The 24,927-nt window shown below is 72.5% G+C and carries 22 protein-coding genes and 1 pseudogene; 14 read left to right on the top strand and 9 right to left on the bottom strand.

The features are described from left to right. Positions 1-250 precede the first annotated feature (250 nt). From GSY65_RS06470 to GSY65_RS06450, 5 genes are all read left to right on the top strand, one after another. Positions 251-1,888 carry a sensor histidine kinase gene (locus GSY65_RS06470; RefSeq protein WP_159766399.1) on the top strand — a complete coding sequence of 546 codons (1,638 nt, stop codon included), beginning with the start codon at positions 251-253 and terminating at the stop codon, positions 1,886-1,888. Continuing rightward, positions 1,885-2,292, top strand: coding sequence for a roadblock/LC7 domain-containing protein (locus GSY65_RS06465; protein WP_055538138.1), 408 nt, complete (start codon positions 1,885-1,887; stop codon positions 2,290-2,292). Before GSY65_RS06470 ends, GSY65_RS06465 begins: the two co-directional genes overlap by 4 nt. After that, entirely contained in the window at positions 2,289-2,696 is a 408-nt protein-coding gene (locus tag GSY65_RS06460) for a DUF742 domain-containing protein (protein WP_159766398.1), read from the top strand. Before GSY65_RS06465 ends, GSY65_RS06460 begins: the two co-directional genes overlap by 4 nt. Then, a complete protein-coding gene (locus GSY65_RS06455) occupies positions 2,677-3,297 on the top strand; it encodes a GTP-binding protein (protein ID WP_159766397.1) in 621 nt (206 codons plus the stop codon). Before GSY65_RS06460 ends, GSY65_RS06455 begins: the two co-directional genes overlap by 20 nt. A gap of 150 nt (positions 3,298-3,447) precedes the next feature. Beyond that, complete coding sequence (locus GSY65_RS06450) at positions 3,448-4,938, top strand: cytochrome P450 (RefSeq protein WP_159766396.1); 1,491 nt, start codon at positions 3,448-3,450, stop codon at positions 4,936-4,938. A gap of 27 nt (positions 4,939-4,965) precedes the next feature. Here GSY65_RS06450 and GSY65_RS06445 read toward each other — a convergent pair whose 3' ends face one another. Together GSY65_RS06445 and GSY65_RS06440 are read right to left on the bottom strand one after the other, a co-directional pair. After that, a complete protein-coding gene (locus tag GSY65_RS06445; RefSeq protein ID WP_159766395.1) occupies positions 4,966-5,925 on the bottom strand; it encodes an RluA family pseudouridine synthase in 960 nt (319 codons plus the stop codon). Between the two features lie 56 nt (positions 5,926-5,981). After that, complete coding sequence (locus GSY65_RS06440) at positions 5,982-7,382, bottom strand: hypothetical protein (protein WP_236579710.1); 1,401 nt, start codon at positions 7,380-7,382, stop codon at positions 5,982-5,984. Between the two features lie 894 nt (positions 7,383-8,276). Here GSY65_RS06440 and GSY65_RS06435 point away from each other — a divergent pair. After that, positions 8,277-9,080 (top strand): N-formylglutamate amidohydrolase, encoded by an 804-nt coding sequence (locus tag GSY65_RS06435; protein ID WP_159766394.1) that lies wholly within the window; start codon positions 8,277-8,279, stop codon positions 9,078-9,080. Between the two features lie 33 nt (positions 9,081-9,113). Here the strand turns inward: GSY65_RS06435 and GSY65_RS06430 are convergent, their stop codons facing one another. Both GSY65_RS06430 and GSY65_RS06425 read right to left on the bottom strand, forming a co-directional pair. Beyond that, positions 9,114-9,959, bottom strand: a complete 846-nt coding sequence (locus tag GSY65_RS06430; protein ID WP_159766393.1) for a siderophore-interacting protein — start codon at positions 9,957-9,959, stop codon at positions 9,114-9,116. A 218-nt stretch (positions 9,960-10,177) separates the two neighbouring features. Further along, positions 10,178-11,107 carry a 5'-3' exonuclease gene (locus tag GSY65_RS06425; protein WP_236580187.1) on the bottom strand — a complete coding sequence of 310 codons (930 nt, stop codon included), beginning with the start codon at positions 11,105-11,107 and terminating at the stop codon, positions 10,178-10,180. 50 nt (positions 11,108-11,157) lie between these two features. On the opposite strand from GSY65_RS06425, the pseudogene GSY65_RS06420 reads away from it, so the two are divergent. The 3 genes and pseudogenes from GSY65_RS06420 to GSY65_RS06410 form a co-directional block, all read left to right on the top strand. Then, a pseudogene (locus GSY65_RS06420) lies at positions 11,158-11,481 on the top strand (glycine betaine ABC transporter substrate-binding protein); the annotation flags it as partial. Positions 11,482-11,942: 461 nt separating this feature from the next. After that, positions 11,943-12,521: a helix-turn-helix domain-containing protein gene (locus tag GSY65_RS06415; RefSeq protein WP_159766391.1), complete on the top strand. Its 579-nt coding sequence runs from the start codon at positions 11,943-11,945 to the stop codon at positions 12,519-12,521. Positions 12,522-12,525: 4 nt separating this feature from the next. Beyond that, positions 12,526-13,248 carry a helical backbone metal receptor gene (locus GSY65_RS06410; protein WP_159766390.1) on the top strand — a complete coding sequence of 241 codons (723 nt, stop codon included), beginning with the start codon at positions 12,526-12,528 and terminating at the stop codon, positions 13,246-13,248. Here the strand turns inward: GSY65_RS06410 and GSY65_RS06405 are convergent. Next, positions 13,175-14,233, bottom strand: a complete 1,059-nt coding sequence (locus tag GSY65_RS06405) for a TDT family transporter (protein WP_236580186.1) — start codon at positions 14,231-14,233, stop codon at positions 13,175-13,177. The genes GSY65_RS06410 and GSY65_RS06405 overlap by 74 nt on opposite strands. Before the next feature lie 287 nt (positions 14,234-14,520). On the opposite strand from GSY65_RS06405, the gene GSY65_RS06400 reads away from it, so the two are divergent. Continuing rightward, entirely contained in the window at positions 14,521-15,453 is a 933-nt protein-coding gene (locus GSY65_RS06400; RefSeq protein WP_159766388.1) for a LysR family transcriptional regulator, read from the top strand. Positions 15,454-15,685: 232 nt separating this feature from the next. Here the strand turns inward: GSY65_RS06400 and GSY65_RS06395 are convergent, their stop codons facing one another. From GSY65_RS06395 to GSY65_RS06385, 3 genes are all read right to left on the bottom strand, one after another. Further along, positions 15,686-16,369 carry a gamma-glutamyl-gamma-aminobutyrate hydrolase family protein gene (locus GSY65_RS06395; protein ID WP_159766387.1) on the bottom strand — a complete coding sequence of 228 codons (684 nt, stop codon included), beginning with the start codon at positions 16,367-16,369 and terminating at the stop codon, positions 15,686-15,688. Between the two features lie 45 nt (positions 16,370-16,414). Further along, the gene (gene eat / locus GSY65_RS06390) at positions 16,415-17,854 is read right to left on the bottom strand and encodes an ethanolamine permease (RefSeq protein ID WP_159766386.1); all 1,440 of its coding nucleotides are present in this window, start codon (positions 17,852-17,854) and stop codon (positions 16,415-16,417) included. A 128-nt stretch (positions 17,855-17,982) separates the two neighbouring features. Further along, complete coding sequence (locus GSY65_RS06385; protein ID WP_159766385.1) at positions 17,983-18,729, bottom strand: FadR/GntR family transcriptional regulator; 747 nt, start codon at positions 18,727-18,729, stop codon at positions 17,983-17,985. 85 nt (positions 18,730-18,814) lie between these two features. Here GSY65_RS06385 and GSY65_RS06380 point away from each other — a divergent pair, with 85 nt between their 5' ends. The 4 genes from GSY65_RS06380 to GSY65_RS06365 are packed head-to-tail and all read left to right on the top strand — an operon-like array spanning position 18,815 to position 23,357. Next, on the top strand, positions 18,815-20,173 hold the full coding sequence (locus tag GSY65_RS06380) for a glutamine synthetase family protein (protein ID WP_159766384.1): 1,359 nt from the start codon (positions 18,815-18,817) through the stop codon (positions 20,171-20,173). Between the two features lie 26 nt (positions 20,174-20,199). Beyond that, a complete protein-coding gene (locus GSY65_RS06375) occupies positions 20,200-21,594 on the top strand; it encodes an aldehyde dehydrogenase family protein (RefSeq protein ID WP_159766383.1) in 1,395 nt (464 codons plus the stop codon). After that, complete coding sequence (locus GSY65_RS06370) at positions 21,591-22,379, top strand: 3-oxoacyl-ACP reductase (protein WP_159766382.1); 789 nt, start codon at positions 21,591-21,593, stop codon at positions 22,377-22,379. Before GSY65_RS06375 ends, GSY65_RS06370 begins: the two co-directional genes overlap by 4 nt. A gap of 60 nt (positions 22,380-22,439) precedes the next feature. Continuing rightward, positions 22,440-23,357, top strand: a complete 918-nt coding sequence (locus GSY65_RS06365) for a DUF2510 domain-containing protein (protein ID WP_159766381.1) — start codon at positions 22,440-22,442, stop codon at positions 23,355-23,357. Positions 23,358-23,384: 27 nt separating this feature from the next. Here GSY65_RS06365 and GSY65_RS06360 read toward each other — a convergent pair whose 3' ends face one another. Further along, the gene (locus tag GSY65_RS06360) at positions 23,385-24,587 is read right to left on the bottom strand and encodes an amino acid deaminase/aldolase (protein WP_159766380.1); all 1,203 of its coding nucleotides are present in this window, start codon (positions 24,585-24,587) and stop codon (positions 23,385-23,387) included. Positions 24,588-24,927 lie beyond the last annotated feature (340 nt).

Here is a 24,927-nt window from a genome sequence, read left to right as displayed (position 1 = left end):
GTACTCCTGTCATGGGGGTGATTTCAGGTGGTTGCTGAATATGACACAGCGATGATCCGGTCGGACTAAGCTCGCCCGCAGCGCACCGAGTTGAGGTGTATTCGTGCGCTTGTTCCAAAAAATACCGAAGTTCCAGTTTGATTCACGGATGAACCCCCAGCACGTCCCAGTAGTTCCACAAGCTCCAGCAGTTCCAGAAGTCCCAGCAAGTCCCCCCGACCTCCAGCCGATTTGTCGTTAGAGGGCATACATGGTGAGTGTTCAATCGCCCCCCGGTGGCCGTGACCTCCCCCACGGACGCGTACTCCTGCTGCCGGCGATACTGATGGCCACGGCAACCGGCATCACCGTCCTCCTGGTGACGGGTCCGCTCCGGCTCGCCGTCGGCGTGTCCGGAGCCGTCGCGACACTGCTGCTGATCGCCGTCGCCGCCCTGGCCGTGCGCGGCACTCGCCGCCTCGTCGGCGACCTGCGTGCCGCACACGAGCGGCGCACCCTCGCCCTGGAGCAGCGGATCGCCGCCCACGACCAGGAGTTCATCCGGCTGGGCAAGGAGATCCTGCCCGCCGCGTTGTACCGGCTGCGTCGTGGAGCATCCCCCACAGAGGTGATTCGCCACGTCGTCGACGGTGACGCCGAGTGGCGTGAACTCCCCGCGTCGCAGCGCGACCTGCTGCACGCGGTGCTCGACATCGTGGACCGCGAGGAGGCGATCCGCGACTCCGCGCAGCGTTCCTTCGTCAACATCGCCCGCCGCGTCCAGGCGATCGTCCACCAGCAGAACAAGGAACTCCGGGAGATGGAGGAGGACCACGGGCGCAACCCCGAGGTCTTCGACGACCTGCTGCGCATCGACCACGGCACCGCGCTGATCGGCCGCCTCGCCGACTCCATCGCCGTCCTCGGCGGCAGCCGCCCCGGCCGTGTCTGGCCCAAGCCCGTCCCGCTGTACAGCTGTCTGCGCGGCGCGATGTCCCGCATCCTGGAGTACCGCCGCATCGAGCTGCACTCCATCGCCAAGGTCAACGTCAACGGCGTCTCCGTCGAGCCCGTCATCCACGCCTGCGCCGAACTCCTCGACAACGCGACCCGCTACTCCCCGCCCCACACCAAGGTGCACGTCACCGCGGTCGAGGTGCAGACCGGCGTCGCCATCGAGATCGAGGACGGCGGCATCAGCCTCAGCGAGGAGGCGCGGGCCAAGGTCGAGGACCTGCTGGCGAAGGCCCAGCAGGGCATGGACATGAACGACCTGGGCGGCAGCCCGCGCCTCGGCCTCGCCGTCGTGGGCCGGCTGTCGACGATGTACAACATGCAGGTCTCGCTGCGGCCGTCCGCCTACGGCGGTGTCCGGGCCGTCGTCGTCGTCCCTCGTGACATGCTCACCGAGGAAGCCGCCCCGGGTCTCGCCCACGGCATCGGCATCGGTGCCGTCCCCACCATGGACACCGGCGGTGTCGAAGGCCCCAACCGCAAGCCGAAGCGGCGTCGTCCGACCACCGGCCCGCGGATCCCGAGCTCGGCGGAGGAGATGGGCCGGGGCATGGAGGACGACGTGCCCGTCGTCACCGAGTGGACCCCCAACGGCCTGCCGCAGCGCCGCAGCCGGAACAAGATCCCGCTCAGCCAGCGCTACGCCGAGGCCGCCGCCGCCGAGGCCGCCGCGGAGGCCGCGATGGCCGCCGCTCCCGTGTGGCAGCCGGAACCTGAGCCGAAGAAGGAGCTGCCCCCGCCCGGTATGTGGGTGGAGGCCTTCATGGCCGGGCTCAAGGGCGATCCCGACCCGAACGCATTCAGGAACCCGGACGACTCGACGACGTCCACCGCTCTCACCGCGAACACCGAGCCGGCCCGCACGGAGGCCGACGACGAGGGGGACCTCAAGTGATCCAGCAACGAGCCAACTTCGACTGGATGCTGAAGGATCTGGCCGACGGCGTACCCGGCATCCAGCAGATCGTCGTGCTGTCCGCCGACGGCCTGCGGATCGCCCGCCACGGCGGCGACCCGGACGCCGCCGACCGGGTCGCCGCCGCCTGCGCGGGACTGCAGAGCCTGGCCGGTGCCGTCGCGGGGGAGATCCCGCAGAGCGACGGTCACATGCGGATGGTCATCATCGAGATCAACGGCGGCTACTTCTATCTGATGGCCGCCGGTTCCAACGCCTACCTCGCGGTCCTCGCCAACGAGATCGCGGAGCCGGGCCTGATGAGCAACCGCATGCGGGACCTCGTGGACCGGATCGGCGCCCATCTGACCAGTCCGCCCCGTCGGAACGGGCAGACCGTATGACGCCTCCGCAGCGCCAGCGGCGCCAACCCACCCACGAGCCGTCCCCCCCGATCCCCGAGGACCTTCCGGGCGCGGCGGGGGAGCGGCCCCCCGAGCGCCTCTACATCCTCACCGGAGAGGACGGCGAACGAGCCCCGATCGACCTCGTCACGTTGATCGTCGCGCGGGCCGAGCCACCGCCGTCCGCCGCACCGGAGCAGTCGGCACTGATCCGCATCTGCCAGGCCCCCCTGTCCGTGGCCGAGATCTCGGCCTATCTCAACCTGCCGATCAGCGTGGTGACCGTCCTGCTCACCGAGCTGCTGACGGCCGAACTGGTCCAGGCGCGCGCACCCGTCGTTCGACAGGCGCGGGCCGACCGTTCCCTCCTCGAAGCGGTGATGCATGGACTTCAAAAGCTCTGACACCATCACGGGTCCACGGACCGAGGACCACCTGCCGCACACCGCGCAGGCCGCCGCGAAGATCGTGATCGTCGGCGGGTTCGGGGTCGGCAAGACGACCATGGTGGGCTCCGTCAGCGAGATCAGACCGCTGACGACCGAGGAGACCATGACCCAGGCCGGCATCGGGGTCGACGACAACTACGGGTCCAAGTCCAAGACCGCCACCACCGTGGCCATGGACTTCGGCCGCATCAGCATCACGGACCAGCTGGTGCTCTACCTGTTCGGAACCCCCGGCCAGGAGCGCTTCTGGTTCCTGTGGAACGGACTGTTCGAGGGAGCGCTCGGCGCCGTCGTCCTCGTCGACACCCGCAGGCTGGAGGTCAGCTTCGACGTCATGGGCCGTCTGGAGGAGCGCAACGTGCCCTTCGTGGTCGCCGTCAACGACTTCCCGGACGCCCCCCGTTACGCGATCGAGGAACTGCGCCAGGCGCTCGACCTGGCCGAGGAGATCCCGATCATCCGGTGCGACGCGCGCCGCCGCGCGTCCAGCCGTGACGTCCTGCTGACCCTCATGCGCTTCCTGCACTCCCTGGCGATATCAGGGCCGTCGGCCTGACCCCGGAACCTCTCCGGGCCGTCGAGCCGCTACTGCCCCGAGCCGCCCGCCACGCCCGTCCCGACCGGGAGCCGTGTCGTCCCGCACGCTTTCCCCTCCCGGTCCCCGCGCACCCCCTACCGGATCCACTGCCGTTCGAAAGCGATCGCTGTGACGCCTGAACCCCGCTCCCTGACCGACACGGACGACCCCTCGGCCGCGCCGCCCCCGGGCTGCCCCGCGCACGACCTCGGTCCCGGCGGACTGCGCCGCCTCTACGGCCCCGCCGCGGAAGACCTGGGAGCCGTGTACGAGAAGCTCCGCGCCGAGCACGGCCCGGTGGCCCCCGCCCTCCTCCACGGGGACCTGCCGATCTGGGTGGTGCTCGGCCACAGCGAGAACATGCACATGGTGAGCACGCCCTCCCACTTCTGCCGCGACACCCGCCTGTGGACCCCCATGCGGGACGGCACGGCCAAGCCGGACAACCCGCTCATGCCCCACCTCGCCTGGCAGCCCCTGTGCTCGCACGCCGAGGGCGACGAGCACCAGCGGCTGCGCGGCGCGGTCAGCGGCGCCATGGCGACCATCGACTACCGGGCGATCCGCCGGCACATCAACCGTGCCACCCAGCACCTGGTCAACAAGTTCTGCGAGGAGGGCAGGGCCGACCTGGTCAGCCAGTTCGCGGAGCGCCTGCCCATGCTGGTCCTGTGCGAGATCTTCGGCATGCCCGAGGAGTACAACGACCGGCTCGTGGAGGCCGCCCGCGACCTGCCCAAGGGCACGGCGACCGCCCTCGCCAGCAACGCGTACATCATGGACGTCCTGATGCGGCTCACCGTCCGGCGGCGGGCCGAGCCCAGGGACGACTTCACCAGCCACCTCATCAACCACCAGGCGCGGCTCACCGACGAGGAGGTCGCCCAGCACCTGCGGCTCGTCCTGATCGTCGCCGCGGAGAGCTGCGCCAACCTGCTCGCCAACGTGCTGCGCGTGGTGCTCACCGACCCCGGCTTCCGCGCCCAGCTCAACGGCGGTCAGATGACCGTGCCCGAGGCGGTGGAACAGACCCTGTGGGACGAACCGCCGTTCAGCACCATCATCGCCTACTTCGCCAAGCAGGACACCGAGCTGGCCGGTCAGCGCATCCGCCAGGGCGACGGCCTCCTCCTCGGCATCGCCCCCGGCAACGTCGACCCGCGGGTGCGCCCCGACCTCAAGGCCAACATGCAGGGCAACCGCTCCCATCTCGCCTTCAGCGGCGGCCCCCACGAGTGCCCCGGCCAGGACATCGGCCGTGCCATCGCCGACGTCGGTGTCGACGCGCTGCTGAACCGGGTGCCCGACATCCAGCTCGCCTGCGACGAGCACGAACTGCGGTGGCGGGAGACCATCTCGAACCGGCATCTGGTGGAGCTGCCGGTGAAGTTCGCTCCTTCGCCCCGGCAGGAGGTCACCCTGAGCGCGTCGGCGGAGTCGGTCCCTTCCCAGCGCTCGGGCGCCCAGGCCGCCGAACAGCCCCGGCCCGCGGCCCCGCACCCCGTCGACACGCTCGGCGCGTCCCCGTCCCCGTCCCTGTCGCCGTCCCCGTCCGCGCCGGAAGAGACCGGCCGCGGGGGCGTGTTCCACCGCCTCCTGCGCTGGCTCGTGGGCAAGTGAAACGCCCCCCGCCGCGGGCCCGTGGCGTCACGGTGCCCCCGCGTCGGCCGCGTCGGCCGCGGCTTGCGAGGGCCAGGCTCCCAGCTCACGGCGGCTGACGAAGCGGTGCGTGCGTCCGGTGACCGGGTCGGTGAACTCCATCTCCCGCGCCAGCAGTTGGAGGGGGCGGCGGAAATCGCCGACGGCCACGGGGCCGGTCACCACGGGATAGAGGGGGTCGCCCAGGATCGGCAGCCCCAACGCGCTCATGTGCACGCGCAGTTGATGCGTCTGCCCGGTACGTGGCAGCAGCCGGTACCGGGCAATGCCCTCGCGCCGCGCCAGCAACTCGATCCGTGTCTCGGCGTTCGGTTCGCCGTCGACCTCCTGGGCGGCCAGCTGCCCGCGCGGCTTCACGATCCGGCTCCGCACGGTGCGCGGCAGGTCCACGCGCGGGTCGTACGGAGCCACCGCCTCGTACACCTTCTCCACGCGCCGGTCGCGGAACAGCGACTGGTACGCGCCGCGTTCCTCGGGGCGCACCGTGAACAGGACCAGGCCCGCCGTCAGCCGGTCCAGGCGGTGGGCCGCACTCAGCGCCGGTGTCCCCAGCTGCCGCCGCAGGCGCGCCAGGGCCGTCTCGGCGACATGGCTGCCGCGCGGCGTGGTGGCCAGGAAGTGCGGCTTGTCGGCCACCACCACGTGCTCGTCCCGGTACACGACGTCGACCGGGAACGGCACACGTTCCTCGTCCGGCAGCTCCCGGTGGAACCAGACGAACATCCCGGGCGCGTACGCCATGTCCCGCGGCACCGGCCGCCCGTCGGCGTCCACGATCAGACCCGCGTCGAGCATCCCGTCGATCACGCCCGCGCCGGCCGCGAGCCGCTCCACGAGATGGTCGCGGACCGTCGCCCAGGTGTTCCCGGCCGGAAGCCGCACACGGACCGGGTCCACTCCCTCGCACTGGGGCAGGGGGGAGGGCGGTGGCGGGGTGCGGCGTCTCATCGGTGTCCAGCCTACGGCCTCGCCCCGAGACGCCGCCCCGCGCGCCGGACCCCGCGTCAGGGGATCACTTCCGCTCCGTTCCGGCCGGCGAACAGCGAGCTGCCGCTCCGCACGGCCGACGCACAGGCGAGTGCGAGCCGCTGCAGATCCACCACGTCGACATGCGCGTCCCAGCGGCCCTGCAGCCAGCCGCGGACGATGGTCGAGCTGTCCGCGTAGAGCCGGTCCAGCGCGGGGCCGACGTCCACCTGACCGGTCTGCTCCCCGCAGTCGCAGGCGGCCCGCGAGAAGTGGTCCGCCAGCCGGGGCGCGTACGTCCACTCCACGCTCGGGCGGAGCTTGCCGCGTACCGCGGTCCGGGTGCCGTCGTGCAGGCGTTCCCGGCCCCCGCGCGCGTAGAGGCAGGTGCCCACGACGAAGCCGGCGACGACGCGCTGCCACTGCTCGCCCCCGACAGCGCAGGTGTGGCTCAGGCAGACCTCCAGGATGTCCCAGAGCTGGTCCCGCTCCGACAGCCGCAGACCGAGGTTGTTGCGGTTGCCGTTGTCGGCGTCGCGCCCCTGGTCGATCAGGTCGTGGGCGAGCACGGCGACCATCGTGGCCTCTTCGGCGATCTCCCGGTAGCGGCCCGACAGGTCGTCCTGGACGGTGTAGATGTGCACCCCTATGTCGGCGCCCCTGATCCGGATGTACTCCTCGGTCGTGAAGAGGTAGGGCAGTTGCAGGATCCCGGTCAGGTTGTCGAGGAGCTGGACCGAGCCGCACTCCGCCTGGGCGGCGACCACGAGTTCACCCTCCTCCCCGTGCTCCCGCACGCATTCCCGGGACGCGGCTGTCGCTTCCTGGGTGAGGCGCCCGATCTCCCGCTCGTCCACCGTCGTGCCCGCGTAGTACTCGCTGATCCCGGCCAGGACGCCCCAGAGGTAGGTGGTCCTGGCCTGGAGGGCGCTGCTCGACTCGGGAGCGGTGCACAGAGCGGTGAAGAGACCGGACATCTCCCGTGCGAACGAGTAGGAGGGCGTACCGCCCACTGCCCTTCGGCACCACTCCTCGGCCCGGGCGACCAGCAGTTCCTCCCGCACCCCGACGGTCGGCGGCCCTGACGGCGTCCGCATCAGCCGGTCACAGGCGGCGGTCAGCAGCCCTCCGGTGTCCCTGCCGAGCAGGGCCTGCCAGTTCACCTGCCACTGCTCACGGCGCAGCAGGGCGCGTACCGCGTTCAGATCGGGGGACCGCAGCGCGTCCAGGGGCGAGCTGGGTGCTCGCAACGCGGCGCGGCTGGCATTGGCGGCGTCGGCGTCGATCGCGTGGCAGAGCATCCGGGACAGGGCGACGGCATCGGGGTCGGACAGGAGCCACGTGACCGAGTTGCGCCAGCCCGTGTGGTCGTAGGTCGGCGCGGTCCGGCGTGGAAGGCCGGGGCTCACCGTGGTCGTCGGACTCGGCAGCTCAACCACTGGCTGCTCCCCCCTCATATGGCCTGCCTCCTCTTGAGCCCTTGTGCGGCCGGCGGCCCGTGGCCGTCGTCGCAGCAGGCGCGGGATGGTGCTGAACCGTCGGGCGACTGATCTCCCGTCGCGTGTCCAAGACCTGGCAGGAACGGTCGTCTTCAGGCCTTTCGGCTTGAGTGGAACACTGCGTCGACGGCTCCGGAGCTAAACTTGAGCCGCCCCTGGGCGCGCGAGACGGTTTCGGGGTCACCGAGGCCCCGAGTGACTGAACCTGAGCAGAGCCTTTCACGATGCCTCCGGATGGCGGAGTCGATCAACGTACGTGAACTACACGCTGTGCTCGATGTGTTGCTGTCGGCGGCGGGGCGGATCCGGGAGAGGATCCGCGTGTTGACAAGGTGGTCGCCACCGTGACGACCGCGCCGCGGGCGGTCAGGTCATGGATCGCCTCCACCTTCCAGTGGCTGAATGGGTTTCGTCAACTGTTCGAAGTTGGAACATGTTGGGCGGACGCGGATCGGCGCCGCCCCCGCGTCTGACCGCTTCGGTACGCTCTCGGGGCCCGTGGTGGCCGCCGGCCGCAGTGGGCATCGGGACACCCCCTCCGGCGGGTCGTGTTGCGGCACCGTCTCGTGCCGCAACGCACGCCCAAATCCCGCCACTTGGCACCATGCGATGGTTCCCGGGCGCACAAAAGGGCGTACGGCCCGGCGCACGGAGCGGATCCCACGGCGGCCGGATGCGCGGTGTCACGCCGTCCGGCTCCGCGCGCCGCCGTTACGGACCCCGTCCGTGTCAGCCGCACCCGGTCGTTCGGGCGGATGGGTGGGTGAGGGCGGTGGCCGGGTCGGCTCTATGCTGAGCGGCCTCCGTGCACCATCCCACCGCGAGGAGCCGTGGATGAACGACGCGTCGCCCGCGCACCGGCTGCTTCCGGGCGCGCCGGAGTCCCCCCTGCTCCTGCACGTCCCGCACGGCTCACGGGTGGTACCGGCGGCCGTACGGGAGGGGATCGTCCTCGACGACGCCGCGCTGGAGCGGGAGTTGGACCACATCACCGACGCGTACACGGACCGGATCGCCGAGCGGGCCGCCGCCCGCGCGGCCACGACGCCCTGGAGGTTCGTCAACCGGCTCTCGCGGCTGGTCGTCGACCCCGAGCGGTTCCCCGACGAGCGGGAGGAGATGCTGGCCGTCGGGATGGGCGCCGTCTACACGAGGACCACCCACGGGGAGGCCCTCCGCCCGGACGGCCACGACGGACGCCCCCTCGTCGACGCGTACTTCGTGCCGTACGCCGCCGCGATGACCGACGCGGTGGCGCGGCGCCTGGGAGCCACCGGACGGGCCGTGGTCGTCGACGTCCACTCGTACCCGAGCGAGCGCCTCCCCTATGAACTGCACGGCGACGGGCCCCGGCCGCCGATCTGCCTGGGGAGCGACCCCTTCCACACGCCGCCCGAGCTTCTCGCCCTCGCGCGGAAGACGTTCGCGGGGTTCGGCGGGACGTGCGTCAACAGTCCGTTCGGTGGCGCGTACGTCCCGCTGGAGTACTACGGGAAGGACCCACGGGTCACCGCTCTGATGATCGAGATCCGCCGCGACGTCTACATGACCGAACCGGGCGGCCCGGCGGGCCCCTGCCTGGAGGAACTCGCGGCCGCGTTGGCCCGGTTCGCCGACGCGGCGACGAACGGCGCCTGAAGGGGCCTGTCGCCCCCCGTCGCCCCTCGTCGCTCAGGCCGACGCGGTCGTGCCGTCCTGTTCCGCCTCCACGCGGGCGTTCCACTCCTTCTTCGTGGCCTGCCAGCCGTCCTCGTTGTGGCCGAGGCGCCAGTACCCGGAGACGGACAGGTCCTCGCGGGGGATCTGGTGCTCGACGCGGAGCAGTCGGCGCAGCTCCCTGACGAAGCCCGCCTCGCCGTGGACGAAGGCGTGCAGTCGGCCCTCGGGGAACTCCAGCGCGCGCACCGCCTCGACGAGCAGCGAGCCGACGGGGCGGTCACCGCGGTGCAGCCAGACCACGTCCACGTCGGAGTCGATCTTCTGCTCCTCCTCGGGGCCGGCGACCTCGATGAACGCGTGGGCGCGGGCACCGTCGGGCAGGGCCTCCAGGGAGGCGCCGATCGCGGGCAGGGCGCTCTCGTCCCCGGCGAGCAGATGCCAGTCGGCCTCGGGGTTCGGCGCGTACGCGCCGCCCGGGCCCAGGAGCCGTACTGTTTCGCCCGGCTGGACGCGGGTCGCCCAGGGGCCGGCGAGGCCCTCGTCGCCGTGGAGCACGAAGTCGACGGTCAGCTCGCGCAGTTCGGCGTCCCAGGCGCGCACGGTGTACGTCCGGGTCACGGGCCACTGCTCCCGCGGCATCTCCGCACGGATGCGCTCCAGATCGAACGGCTCCGGGTACGTCACGCCGTCCGGGCCGAAGAGGAGCTTCACGTAGTGGTCGGTGCTGCCCCGCGTGGCGAAACCGGCGAGACCGTCGCCCCCGAGGACGACGCGCTGCATGTGCGGGGTGAGCCGCTCGGTGCGGACGACTCGCGCGGAGTGGGGCTTGGGGCTCCTGCGTACCGGACGCTCTGCCATGACGGCCTCCCGAATACCTAGTAAGGCTTACCTAAGTTACCATCTCCCCCCGGAAATCACCCCATCCTCGACCATGGGGCGAGCACTTCGCGAGGTGAGTCGCGCCTCAGACGCCTCACCACTCCAGTGTCGCCCCGCCCACGGCGCACGCCCCGCCCCGTCAGGAGCGGCCCCCGCCCGCACCGGTCACCGCCGTCCCGCGGCACGACCCGCGGCCGTCACCCCCGCAGCGTGGTGAGCAGCCGCTGCAACGATCCTCCCAGGCCCCAGCGGGCGGCCAGGGCCTCCAGCGCCGCCGCGTCCCGCGGCGCCTTCGGCAGGGCGGTGTCGACATCGGGGAGCGGCACGTCCGAGGCGACCCGCACCACCTTCGGTGCGACCGCCACGTACGCGCGCGCCCCGTCCAGCCGTGTGCGCTGCGACGGCGTGAGTCCCGCCGCCGGATCGTCGACCGCGGCCATGATCCCGGCCAGGTCGCCGAAGTGAGCGAGCAGCTTCGCGGCCGTCTTCTCACCGATGCCGGGCACCCCCGGCAGACCGTCGCTCGGGTCCCCGCGCAGCAGCGCCAGATCCGCGTACCCCCGGCCGGTCACTCCATACTTCTCGCGCAGCACCGCCTCATCGGTGAGCTGGAGGGTGCCCACGCCCTTGAGCGGGTACAGCACGCGGACGCCGCGCTCGTCGTCGACCAGCTGGTACAGGTCCCGGTCGCCGGTGACGATGTCCACCGGGGTCTTCGCGAGCGCCGTGAACGTGCCGATCACGTCGTCCGCCTCGTACCCGGCGACGCCGACGCGCGCGATGCCCAGCGCGTCCAGCACCTCCTCGATCACCGGTACCTGCGGCGACAGGGTGTCCGGCACCTCCTCCTCGTCGGGCCCCGCCTCGTGCTCCTCGGCCACGCGGTGCGCCTTGTAGGAGGGGATGAGGTCGACCCGCCACCGGGGCCGCCAGTCCGCGTCCATGCACGCCACCAGATCCGTCGGCCGGTGGTCCTTCACCAGGCGGTCGATGAACTCCAGCAGCCCGCGCACCGCGTTCACCGGGGTGCCGTCCGGGGCCTTCACGGACTCCGGCACGCCGAAGTAGGCGCGGAAGTACAGGGAGGCGGTGTCGAGAAGCATCAGGCGTCCAGTCACGTCCCGCATCATGCCGTACGGCGCCGACGGCGGGCCCCCGACGCAACCGCCGCGCCCCGTGCGCGGTCACCCCGTGGTCGCCGCACCGGGCGTACGACACGTACCGTCCGACCAAGCCGGCCGACCCCGGGAAGGCCTTCGGCTCGGGCGACGGGATCCACGTCCTCGGCCGCGAGGGCTGCCCGGCGAAGGAGCCCCGGGTCGCCCGGTGGCTGAAGGACTTCAAGCTCACCGAGGCACAGCTCACCGCGCTGGAGGGCGCCATCGAGGACACCGGCAAGGGCCACCAGGAGGGCGTCAGCGCCTGGCTGAAGGAGAGCCCGGGCATCGTCGACAAGCTCGCCCCGGTCGCCGGGACCCGCTGGCCGGGCAACGCGACGTGATCGCCCCGACACCCGTGCCGAACGGGCGGGGCGGTCACGTACTGGCGTACGGGAAAGATCCGGACAACCGCTCCGCCCCGCGCGCCTGGGCCGGGCTCGAACTCGTCGGCCGGTACCGGCACTCGTACGCGACCCAGCGTCAACTGCGGTCCGGCCGGCCGCCCGGACCGGTGACGGAACGTACCGACGGGATCACGCCAAGCGCCCGGCTGGGCGGCCGGAGCGGCTCTCTCGCTGGCGTGAACCCTGAGCATCACTCCCCGACGGGTTCACGGGGATGTGACGGCCACGTGAAACGGTTTGCCGAACATGCGTAGGGTGCAGAGAACTCATCAGGAGAACCGCGCCGGATGAGTGCCGGGCCGTCGACCCTCCGTACGTGGAGCCGTGGGCGCTCCCGGTCCCGTCCGCGGACGAAGACCCCGGACCAAGAGCGACGAGCGAAGGAGGGAGCCGGAGCTATGGGCGACCACAAAGAGCAGCCCCTTCGGGTGGGCGCGGCCGTCCGGCGGCGGCGCCGGACACTGGAGCTCACGCTCTCGGCCGTGGCCGAGCGCAGCGGCCTGTCGGTTCCCTTCCTCAGCCAGGTCGAGAACGAGCGCGCCCGCCCCAGCAAGCCCTCCCTGGAACGCATCGCGGACGCCCTCGGCACCACGGCCGTCGAACTGCTCGCCGCGGCCGACCCGGCGTGCAGCGTCGATGTCGTGCGCGCCGAGGACGACTGCCTCGCGCCCCCCGTCTCCCGCGCGCGCTCCCTCGTGCGTGGTCACCACCAGTTGCACGCCATGGAGTTCACCGGCGACCACGACGAGGGCCGCGAGGTCCAGCACCGCAACGACGAGCTGATGTACGTCGTCGAGGGCGCCGTCGAGGTCGAGGCCGAGGGCCGCGCCCACCGCCTGGGGCGCGGCGACACGCTGTACATGTCCGGTGGCGTTCGGCACCGCTGGCGGGCCACCGTCCCCGACACGCGCGTCGTCGTGGTCGCCGTCGCCGACCACATCGAGGCGCTGGAGGACCGGCACCGCAGGGGGACGTGACGCCGTGCCGCGTGTCGTCTCCCTCGTCCCGTCCCTGACCGAGGCCGTCGCGGTCACGCTGCCGGGCGCGCTGGTCGGCGCCACCGACTGGTGCGACCACCCGCGTGATCTCGACGTCGTACGGATCGGCGGCACCAAGAACCCCGTGATCGACGCGATCGTGCGGCTCGCCCCCGACCTGGTGGTCGCCAACGAGGAGGAGAACCGCGCCGTCGACGTGGCCGCCCTGCGCGAGGCGGGCGTCGAGGTCCTCGTCACCGAGGTGCGCGGCGTCCCCGCGGCCTTCACCGAACTGGAGCGCGTCCTGCGGGCCTGCGGCGCCCGGTCGCGGCCCGGCTGGCTCGACGAGGCCGAGTCGGCGTGGACCGGGCTGCCGGACCCGGACCGCCGGTCGAGGGCCGTGGTGCCCATCTGGCGGCGGCCCTGGATGGTGCTCGGCCGGGACACTTTCGCCGGGGACGTCCTTGCCCGGCTCGGCGTGGACAACCTGTACGGCGGACACGCCGAGCGCTACCCCAAGGTGCGCGTCGAGGAGTTGCGCGCCGCCGCCCCCGACGTCGTGGTCCTCCCCGACGAGCCGTACCGCTTCACCGCCGACGACGGCCCCGAGGCGTTCCCCGGCCTGCCGTGCGCGTTGCTGAGCGGACGCCATCTCACCTGGTACGGGCCGTCGCTGGTCGAGGCGCCGCGGGTGCTCGGCGAGGCCCTGCGAGCAGCTCTCCGCTGACCAGCCCCCGCACGGTACGGGCGGCGGCCGTCGTCCAGGCCGCCAGCAGCAGCGTGTACAGCGCGACGGCGAGGACGTCGAGGGCGACCAGCCCCGTGTGCCGGGCGAGGCCCTCCGCGCCGGTCACACACGTGCCCACCGGGAAGGTGAACGCCCACCAGCCCATCGAGAACCTCATGCCCCGCCTCCGCGCCCGCACGGCCATGGCCCCGGCGAGGGCGAACCACAGCAGCGCGAAACCCATGACCGGCACCCCGTACAGCACGGCGAGGGCGGACCCGTACGGCGATGACGCGGGCAGGGCGGCGGGCGCGGCGTCCGCGAGGTTGCCGGCTGCGGTGGCCGACTGGCCGAGCGGGCCCAGCACCAGGAACAGGCTCGGCGTCACCGCGAGCGGCAGCGGCCCCACCGTCACCAGGCGCGCCACGACCAGCGGCAGCACCAGCAGTGTCGCCAGCAGGCTCAGCCCGAACAGCGCGAGACAGCCGAACAGGAGGGTCTGCCGGGCCTGACCGTGCGGCAGGTGCGGGACGAGGAGCGGACCCAGCGCGGCCGACACCATCGGCGCCACCAGGGGGAGCAGCAGGACGGGGGTGACCCGGCCGGGCTCCACACGGTGCCGGACGATCAGCAGATACGGCACGACGACCGCCGCGCCGACCCCGACGAGCGTGCCGGCGCCGAACAGCACGGCATCCAGCACGACGGCCGCTCGCAGGCCGATCCAGTCCCGGCCGATCACGAGGGCGCCGCCGCCAACGGCGAGCAGGGCCATGGAGAGGCAGCCGTAGAAGGGGGCCACGGCGGGGTCGAGGAGATGGGCCCGGGCCTGGTCGCGGTGGTGACGCCAGTGCAGGGCGCGGGCGCCGAGCGCGGCGACCAGGGCGAGCAGCGCGAGGGCCCACACCGCCGCGCAGACCGTCCGGACGCCCGCGAGGTCCCCGGGGAGTCCGGCACCGGCCGTGGCGACGATGGCGGTGCCCATGACGGGGGCGTACCACTGGGGGCCGAGGTGGCGCAAGGACGCGGCCCGGACGGCGGGGGCGAAGGGTGCTGGGGAGGCGGAGTCGGTGGCGGGGGAGGGGGTGCCCGTGGGGCGAGCCGGGGTGGCCGGCGGGGCCTGTGGGGACGGCGGGGTGCCCGTGGTGCGGGTCGGCGGGGCCTGTGGGGACGGCGGGGCGGGGCGGACCGGGGTGACCATGCAACCGAGCCTCTCGCCGCTCAGGCGGGGCCACCAGGGAGTCCGTGTGTATGGGGACATAAGCTGGCGTTATGAGTGAGCTGGAGGAGCCGCGGGGCGGGCTGGCCCATCGGGTGCCGGATCTGGGAGCCCTCGAACTGCTGCTGGCGGTCGCCCGGCTCGGCTCGCTCGGGCGCGCGGCGCGGGAGCTGGGGATCACCCAGCCCGCCGCGAGCAGCCGGATCCGCTCCATGGAGCGGCAGCTCGGCGTGGCCCTGGTCGACCGGTCGCCGCGCGGCTCCCGGCTCACCGACGCGGGGGCGCTGGTCACCGACTGGGCGCGGCGGATCGTGGAGGCGGCCGAGGCGTTCGACGTGGGCGCGCAGGCGCTGCGGGACCGGCGGGACTCACGGCTCCGGGTCGCCGCGAGCATGACGATCGCCGAGTATCTGCTGCCGGGGTGGCTGATCGCCCTGCGGGCCGCGCGGCCGGACACCGCGGTGTCACTGCTCGCGGGCAACTCCACGACCGTCGCGGAGCGGCTGCTGGCGGACGAGGCGGACCTGGGGTTCGTGGAGGGGCCGACGGTGCCGGCCGGGCTCGACGCGGTCGTGATAGCGCACGACCACCTGATCGTGGTGACGGCGCCCGGACACCCGTGGGCCCGTCGGCGCCGGCCGCTGGAGGCGGCTGAGCTGGCGTCGACGCCGCTGATCCTGCGGGAGAAGGGGTCCGGGACGCGGCAGGTGCTGGAGTCGGCGCTGGGGGGACTCGCCCGGCCGCTGATCGAGCTGTCGTCCACCACGGCGGTGAAGTCGTCCGCGCTCAGCGGGGCCGGTCCGGCCGTCCTCAGCGAACTGGCTCTGGGGGAGGAGCTGTCCGCCCGCCGGCTCGTCCGGATCCCCGTCGACGGGGTCCGCCTCCGCCGCGCGCTGCGGGCGGTCTGGCCGACGGGCCACCGGCCGGCGGGCCCGGCGCGGGACCTGTTGGGGCTGACCCGGGGCGGCACGCCGGCCGCCGACTGAACGGTGGGATGCCGGGGATCAGCTCCCGGCATCCCAGGGGCGCGATCCCCTCGCCCCAGTGGGTCCGGCCCGGTGGCGCGCCGCAGGTGCGTCGTGGCTGGTCGCGCGGTTCCCCGCGCCCCTGGATGCCCGGGACTCAGCCCTGGGACATCCAGCCCGGCGTCCAGCCTCCTGGCGTCCAGCCCTCCGTGTCCGAGCGCTGGGACACCCAGCCCTCCGGCCGTGCCCGCCGTCACGACGCTGCCCGTACGAGCGCCCGCATCACCCCCAGGTCCTCGCCCATCTCGGGATGCCACTGCACGCCCAGGACCCACGCGGGGGCCGGCAGTTCGATCGCCTCCACCGTGCCGTCGTCCGTCGCGAACGCCGACGCCACCAGGTCCTGACCGAGGCGGTCGACGGCCTGGTGGTGGTACGTCGGCACGTCGGCCGCCTCGGGCGCGATCTCGGCGTACCGGGTTCCCGGCACCGGCTTCACGGAGTGACGGCCGAAGACCCCCACCTCGGCCACGTGCCCGTCGATGTGCTGGACGAGCGTGCCGCCGAGTGCCACGTTCAGCAGCTGCATGCCCCGGCAGATGCCCAGCAGCGGCGTCCCGGATTCCAGCGCCGCCCGGATCAGCGCCAGCTCCCAGGCGTCGCGCTCGGGCGTGGGAGGCCCACAGCGCGGGGAGCGCTCGGCGCCGTAGTGGACGGGGTCCACGTCGGGGCCGCCCGCGATGACCAGGCCGTCGACACGTGCCACCGCCGCGGAGGCGTGCGACGGGTCGTCCGGCGGGAGCATCGCGGCGACACCGCCCGCCGCCTGCACGAGCCGGGGGTAGCCGACCGGCAGCAACGCGGCCTCCAGCTCCCAGACGCCCCAGCGCGCGCCCGCCTCCAGATACGTACTCACACCGATCAACGGCCTGGTCACACGTGCTCCTGACTGATGACTCGCAGAGGACTTCGGGACAACGGTTCAGTCCCGTGCCAACTCTGCCTCGGCTGCGGCCAGCGCCGCGAATTCCTCCTCCGGTGCCTTCGCCACCAGGTGCTTGCGGCTGTAGAGCCCGAAGTAGACCGCCGCGGCCGCGTAGACGCCGAGCGCGATGAGCGCGGCCGTCACGTCCACCAGGAACGTCGCCACCAGCGCCGAGCAGGCGAGGACCAGGGCCACCGACGAGGTCAGGATGCCGCCCGGCGTGCGGTACGGCCGTTCCAGCTGCGGCTCCCGGCGCCGCAGGACGATGTGCGAGAGGGACATCAGCGCGTAACTGATGGTCGCGCCGAAGACGGCGATGTTCAGCATCCGTCCGCCGTTGCCCGTGGCCGCGGCCAGTGCGAAGCCGATCGCACCCGGTACCAGCAGACCCAGGTACGGGGCCTTGCGGCTGCTGGTGAGGGAGAGGACCCGGGGGAGGTAGCCGGCCCGGGACAGGGCGAACAGCTGCCGGGAACCGGCGTAGATCAGGGAGAAGAAGGAGGCCACGAGGCCGGCCAGACCGGCGTAGTTCACGAACCGGCTCAGCGGTGTGGCCCTGCCGTCCGGCTGGAGCGCCTCGACCAGGGGGTTGCCGGCCGCCTGGATGGCGCTGGAGCCGCGCGCCCCGGCCGCGGCGAAGAAGGTCATCACCGCGAGCACCACGAGGATGCCCATCGACCAGCGGATCGCCTTCGGCAGCGTACGGGCCGGGTTCCTCGTCTCCTCGGCGGCGAGCGGCACGCCCTCCACGCCCAGGAAGAACCACATGCCGAAGGGGAACGCGGCCCAGATGCCGAGCAGCCCCATGGGCAGCCAGGAGTTCGCGCCGAACGCGGAGGTCTCGACCGGGATGTCGTCGAGGGCGGACACGCTGAAGTCGGGCAGCGCGCCCAGGGCGAACACGATCAGGGCGAGGACCGCGATACCGGTGACGACGAAGCTGGCGATCAGCGCCTCGCCCACGCCCCACAGGTGGATGCCGATGAACACGGCGAAGCAGAACAGGTACACCGGCCAGCCGGACGTCAGGCCGAACAGGCCCAGCGACTCGACGTAGTCACCGATGAAGATCACGATCGCGGCGGGTGCGAGCACGTACTCGATCAGGATCGCCGTGCCGGTCAGGAAGCCGCCCCACGGGCCGAGCGCCCGGCGGGCGAAGCCGTAGCCACCGCCCGCCGTGGGCAGGATCGCGGAGAGTTCGGCGAGGGCGAAGACCATGCAGGCGTACATGGTGCCCATGAGCACCGTGGCGATCGCCAGACCGCCGAAGCCGCCCTTCGCCAGGCCGAGGTTCCAGCCGGAGTAGTCGCCGGAGACGACATAGGCGACGCCGAGGCCGGTCAGCAACACCCAGCCGGCGCTTCCCCGGCGGAGCGTCCTGCGCTCCAGGTAGTCGTCCGCCGCTTCGGCGGTGTCCGAGGCTCTCAGGGACATGGGCACTCTCCCCACTCAAAGGAATGGATCCATACCTTTGTGGGGCGGGTGACCGAAAAGCAATACCCCTGCGTTAAGCCGTCGTAAATCCGTCGCCGTCCGGGCGGGCCCCGCCGGGCCTGTCGGTCTCACCCGAGGAAGCCGCGCAGCAGGGCCGCCGTGCCCGCGCAGTGCTCCCGCATGATCTCCCGCGCCGCCTCGGCGTCCTCGTCGAGCACGGCCTCCACCAGCGTCGTGTGCTGCTGCTGCGAGTGCTCCAGGTTGCGCACCAGCAGGGGGATGCAGTCGAGGAGGTCGTTCACCGCGGCGCGCACACCGGCGTACTGGGCGGCGAGCGAGGGGGAGCCGGACAGTTCGGCGAGGGTCAGGTGGAGCAGGGTGTCCTGGCGGCGGTACTCCGCGAGCGGCGCGTCACGGGTGCGGGCCAGCGCCGTGCGCAGTCGCTCGGCCTGCTCGTCGGTCAGGCTGTGCGCCGCGCACAGCCCGGCGGCGCCCACCTCCAGCACCTCGCGGAAGCGCAGCGTGTCCTCGACGTCGATGTCCTTCAGCCGCCTGCGCAGTTCGTCCTCGCCCGGGGACTCGGCGCGCGGCAGCACGAACGTTCCTCCGTAGCGTCCGCGGCGCGCCTCGACCAGGCCCTGCTCCTGCAGCACCTTCAGCACCTCGCGCAGCGTCACCCGGCTGATCCCGAGCCGTTCGGCCAGGTCGCGCTCGGCCGGCAGGCGCTCGCCGCCCGGCACCAGGCCGAGCCGGACCACCTGGAGGATCTGCTCCAGGGCCTCCTCGAAGCCGTTGCCCGCCCGCACCGGACGCAGTACGGACGCCAGCCGGTCGTCCGCCCACGGACTGTCTGGTCCCGCCCCTGTCCGCGACATGCGACGGTACCCCCTTCCCATAAATGGTTCCGGGTAATACCTTATGGCTCCCGGATGGCCGAAGAAGCCCCTAGGAGGCTTTCCCGTGGCAGACCGCACACCCCCGCTCTCCGTCGAGGAACTGCACGCCCTCGTCGCGGGCGGCGAGATCGACACTGTCGTCCTGGCCTTCCCCGACATGCAAGGGCGACTCCAGGGCAAGCGGTTCGCCGCCCGCTTCTTCCTCGACGAGGTCCTCGACCACGGCACCGAGGGCTGCAACTACCTCCTCGCCGTCGACACCGAGATGAACACCGTCGACGGCTACGCGATGTCCTCCTGGGACCGCGGCTACGGAGACTTCGCCATGCACCCGGACCTGTCCACCCTGCGCCGGGTGCCGTGGAACGAGGGCACGGCCCTGCTGATCGCCGACCTCGCCTGGAGCGACGGCTCCCCGGTCGTCGCCGCGCCCCGCCAGATCCTCCGCCGCCAGCTGGAGCGCCTCGCCGAACTGGGCTGGACCGCCAAGGTCGGCACGGAGCTGGAGTTCATCGTCTTCAAGGACACCTACGAGCAGGCATGGGACGCCGGGTACCAGGGCCTCACCCCGGCCAACCAGTACAACATCGACTACTCGGTCCTCGGCACCGGCCGCATCGAGCCCCTCCTCAGGCGGATCCGCAACGAGATGGCGGGCGCCGGGCTGACCGTCGAGTCCGCCAAGGGCGAGTGCAACCCCGGCCAGCACGAGATCGCCTTCAAGTACGACGACGCCCTGGTCACCTGCGACCAGCACGCCATCTACAAGACCGGCGCCAAGGAGATCGCCTCCCAGGAGGGCGTCTCCCTCACCTTCATGGCCAAGTACAACGAGCGCGAGGGCAACTCCTGCCACATCCACCTGTCCCTCGCGGACGCCGACGGCACCAACGTGATGGCCGACGGCCACGGGATGTCCCAGGTCATGCGGTACTTCCTCGCCGGGCAGCTCGCCGCGCTCCGCGACTTCTCGCTGCTGTACGCGCCCAACATCAACTCCTACAAGCGGTTCCAGCCCGGCTCCTTCGCCCCCACCGCCGTCGCCTGGGGCCACGACAACCGGACCTGCGCCCTGCGGGTCGTCGGCCACGGCCGCTCCATGCGGTTCGAGAACCGGCTCCCCGGCGGCGACGTCAACCCGCACCTCGCCGTCGCCGGACTCGTCGCGGCCGGGCTGTACGGCATCGAGCAGAAGCTGGAACTCCCCGAGGTGTGCGAGGGCAACGCGTACGCCGGCGCGTACGCCCATGTGCCGACCACCCTGCGCGAGGCCGCCGAACTGTGGGGCAACAGCCCCATCGCCAAGGCCGCCTTCGGTGACGAGGTCGTCGCCCACTACCTCAACATGGCGCGGGTCGAACTGGCCGCGTTCGACGCCGCCGTCACCGACTGGGAGCTGCGCCGCTCCTTCGAACGCCTGTGAACCACTCCCCGCGGAAGGGCCCTTACGTGTCCGGACAGTCCCCGCAGTACGAGCAGCAGCTCCAGGTACTGAACCCCGCCACCGAGGAGGTCGTCGCCACCGTCCCCGCCGCCGGCCCGGCGGACGTCGACGCGGCCGTCTCCCTGGCCACGAAGGCCCAGCGGGCCTGGGCCGCGCTCGCGCCCGCCGACCGGGCCCGGCTGCTGCGCCGCTTCGCCGTCACCGTGGACGAGCACCGCGAGGAACTGGCCCTCCTGGAGGTCCGCGAGGCCGGGCACACCATCGGCAACGCCCGCTGGGAGGCCGGCAACGTCCGCGACCTGCTCGACTACGCGGCCGGCGGCGTCGAACGGCTCACCGGACGCCAGATCCCCGTCCCCGGCGGCCTGGACGTCACCCTCCTCGAACCCCTCGGTGTGGTCGGCGTGATCGCACCCTGGAACTTCCCCATGCCCATCGCCGCGTGGGGTGTCGCCCCCGCGCTCGCGGCGGGCAACGCGGTGATCCTCAAGCCCGCCGAGACCACCCCGCTCACCGCCCTGCGCCTCGCGGAGCTGGCACACGAGGCGGGACTCCCCGAGGGGCTGTTCCAGGTCCTGCCCGGACACGGCGCCGTCGCGGGCAACGCCCTCGTCGAACACCCCGGCGTCGCGAAGATCGTCTTCACCGGGTCGACCGCCGTCGGCAAGCAGGTGCTGGCCAAGGGCTCCGCGCTCCTCAAGCGCGTCACCCTCGAACTCGGCGGCAAGAGCCCCAACATCGTCTTCGCCGACTCCGACCTCGAAGCCGCGGCGGCCGCCGCCCCCATGTCGTTCCTCGACAACTCCGGCCAGGACTGCTGCGCCCGCACCCGCATCCTCGTGCAGGCCTCCGTCCACGACCGCTTCCTCGAACTCCTCGCCCCCGGCATCGAGTCGGTCCGCGTCGGCGACCCGGCCGACGAGCAGACCCAGATGGGCCCGCTGATCTCCGCCGTCCAGCGCGACCGCGTCCGCGCCTACGTCGACCCGGACGCGCCCGGCATCCGCGGCAAGGCCCCCGAGGGCCCCGGCTTCTGGTTCCCGCCGACCGTCCTCACCGGCGTCGAACCGCACGCGCGCGTGGCCGCCGAGGAGGTCTTCGGCCCGGTCGCCGTCGTCCTCCCCTTCGCCGACGAGGCCGACGCGATCCGCCTCGCCAACGACACCCCGTACGGCCTCTCCGGCTCCATCTGGACCCGGGACGTCGGCCGCGCCCTGCGCGTCTCCCAGGCCGTCCGCGCGGGCAACCTGTCCGTCAACTCCCACTCCAGCGTCCGCTACTGGACGCCCTTCGGCGGCTTCAAGCAGTCCGGCATCGGCCGCGAGCTCGGCCCGGACGCCCTGACCGCCTTCACCGAAACCAAGAACGTCTTCATCAGCACGGAGGGCCCCGCACTGTGACCCAGCCCCAGGACACCATCTGCCGCCGACTCGTCGGCCGCACCGCCGTCATCACCGGTGCCGGCAGCGGCATCGGCCTCGCCGCCGCCCGCCGACTCGCCTCCGAGGGCGCCCACGTCGTCTGCGGCGACGTGGACGAGGCGCGCGGCAAGGCGGCCGCCGAGGAGGTCGGCGGGATCTTCGTGAAGGTCGACGTCACCGACGCCGAGCAGGTGGAGGCGCTGTTCAAGGCCGCGTACGACACCTACGGCAGCGTCGACATCGCCTTCAACAACGCGGGCATCTCCCCGCCCGACGACGACTCCATCCTGGAGACCGGGCTGGAGGCGTGGAAGCGCGTCCAGGAGGTCAACCTCACCTCCGTGTACCTGTGCTGCAAGGCGGCCATCCCGTACATGCGGCGCCAGGGCCGGGGCTCCATCATCAACACCGCCTCCTTCGTGGCCCGGATGGGCGCGGCGACCTCCCAGATCTCGTACACGGCCTCCAAGGGCGGTGTGCTGGCCATGTCCCGCGAGCTGGGCGTGCAGTTCGCGCGGGAGGGCATCCGCGTCAACGCCCTGTGCCCCGGCCCGGTCAACACCCCGCTGCTGCAGGAGCTGTTCGCCAAGGACCCCGAGCGGGCCGCGCGCCGGCTGGTGCACATCCCGCTCGGGCGGTTCGCGGAGGCCGACGAGATCGCCGCCGCCGTGGCCTTCCTCGCGAGCGACGACTCGTCCTTCGTCAACGCCACCGACTTCCTCGTCGACGGCGGCATCTCGGGCGCCTACGTCACTCCCCTCTAGAAGGCTCGGTCCGTCAGGGCACGCCGAACGCCGACCCGTCGGTGTGATTAGAGTGCCGGGATGAGCAGTTCGCCGCCGCCCGGCTGGTACCGCGACCCGTCCTACCCGCTCACCGAACGCTGGTGGGACGGGTCCGCGTGGACCGACCACCGGCGCCAGCCGGAGCAGCCGCCCGTCCCGCCGCCGGTCCGGCCCCGGCCCGCCCAGGGCCTCGGACGCACCAAGGCGGTCGCGCTCGCCGCCGCCGGGGCCGTACTGGTCGCGGGCGCGGTCACCGGCGTCCTCGTCCTGGGCGGCGACGGCGACGGGGGTCGCACGACGCGGACGGCCCCCTCCGCCCCCTCCTCCGGCGACGACCGCAGCCCGTCCCCGGCCGCTCCCTCCTCGTCCCCCTCCGGGACCAGCGGCGACGACGCCTCCGTCGTCGTGGACGACCTCAACGGCATCACCTTCCCGGTCCTCGACGGCTGGACCGACGGCCAGGACGCCGACGAGGACGCCGTCCTCGTCACCGACGGCACCTACGACTGCCCCGGTGACGACGGCCTGTGCCGCAGCGGCTGGGTCTACTCGCGCACCGTCACCCAGAGCGACGAGACGTCCCCCAAGGTCCTCGCCGAGAACGACATCGAGGACGCCGCGAACGACGCGTACGACCGCGACGATTTGGACCGGCGCCCGTACAACGGCATCACCGGACACGAGGTCGTCGGCTCCGGATCGGTCGCCGTCGCGGGCCGCGCCGGCTACTTCGTGCGCTGGCGGGTCACCACCGACGCCGGGCCCGGCGGGTACGTCCAGTCCCTCGTCTTCCCGTCCGGCGTCGGCTCCGAGGCACCCGTCCTCGTCCGGTTCGCCGTCGACGCGGGCGACGACGGCCCGCCGGTCGGCGACATCGACCGGATCGTCCGCGGCATCCGGACGCTCGGCGACGAGGAGACCGGCGGGGGAGTGGGCAGCAGCCTGGGCCCGCGCTGACGCGCCGGGCCCCGCCGCGCCCGGGACCTACAGGAAGGTGTGCCCCTCGCCCCGGTACGTCGGGACCGTCGCCGTCACCTCGTCGCCCTCCACCAGGTGCAGCACGTCGAACCGCTCGCACAGCTCACCGGCCTTGGCGTGCCGGAACCACACCTTGTCGCCGAGCAGCAGATCGTCCGCGGCCGCGCCGAGCAACGGGGTCTGCACCTCGCCCGGCCCCTCCTGCGGGTCGTACTTCAGCCCCTCCGGCAGATACGGCACCGGCAGCCGGTCCGGTCCCGCGGCACCGGAGGCCGGGTAGCCGCCACCGAGCACGGTCACCACGCCCACCCCCGGCCGCCGGACCACGGGCATCGCGAACAGCGCGGCCGGACGCCCACTGAACGACGTGTAGTTGTCGAAGAGGCGGGGCACGTAGAGCCCGGACCCGGCACCGATCTCGGTGACCGCGTCCTCCGCCGCCGTGTGCTGCACGCTGCCCGTGCCGCCGCCGTTGACGAACTCCAGGTCGGGCGCCACCCGCCGTACGGCACGGACGACCTCGGCCCGGCGGGCGGCCAGCTCCCTCCGCGCGGTGGCCTGCATCAACCGCACCGCCCGCGAACGCAGGGGCCGCCCGGCCACCGAGTCGCCCACACCGGCGATGTGACCCTCGTAGGCCATGATCCCCACCAGCTTGAACCCGGGCCGCTCGGCCACGGCCCGCGCCACCTCGGCGACCTGCTCGGGGGAGTGCAGCGGCGAACGCCGCGCCCCGACCCGCACCCGGCCCCCGAGGAACTTCAGCGAGGTGTCCAACTCCAGGCAGACGCGCACCACTTCGGTGCCGCCGCGCCGGGAGTTCTCGATCAGCTGCAGGTGGGCGGGGTCGTCGACCATCACCGTGACGGCGGCGGCGAGCTTGGGGTCGCCCGCCAGTTCCGCGAAGGCGTCCTGGTCGGCGGACGGGTAGGCGAGGAGGATGTCGTCGAACCCCGAACGGGCCAGCCACAAGGACTCGGCGAGGGTGAACGACATGATGCCCTGGAAGCCCTCCCGGGCCAGGACTCTCTCCAACAGCGCCCGGCAGCGAACGGACTTGCTCGCGACGCGGATCGGCTTGCCGCCGGCCCTGCGGACGAGGTCGTCGGCGTTCGCGTCGAAGGCGTCGAGGTCGACGATCGCCAGAGGTGCGTCGAGATGAGCGGTGGCCCGGTCGTAGCGGGCCCGGTCGGCGGCGCGCGCAGTCATGAACGAAGCCTGCCAGACATGATTACCGCAGGGTAGGGGGACGTTCCGGGCTAAAGCCCCGGTGCCGCCGACTGGTTCCCGCTGGACCCCGGGCAACCCGTAGAGTGACGCGAACGCAGGGGACGACCTCGACGGGGATGCCGATCCGCTGCCACGGGTATGGCTTGCGTGTGGTGTGACCACGGGTGCGGTCGGCCCGTGGTGTGGCGCATGTCCAGGGGAGCGGTCCCGTCGCATGCGTGCCGGTCGCCCCCACGGGCGACCGGGGCCCGGACGGCTCCGGGTCGGCCCGGGCTCGAGGAAACGGGGGGTGCATGAGCACGGAAGCGCGTCGCGCCTC

The sequence above is a fragment of the Streptomyces sp. HM190 genome (assembly GCF_009857135.1).
Lineage (GTDB): Bacteria > Actinomycetota > Actinomycetes > Streptomycetales > Streptomycetaceae > Streptomyces > Streptomyces heilongjiangensis.
Note: the sequence above shows the minus strand (reverse complement) of the source record. Positions and strands in the feature narration are given on the sequence as shown.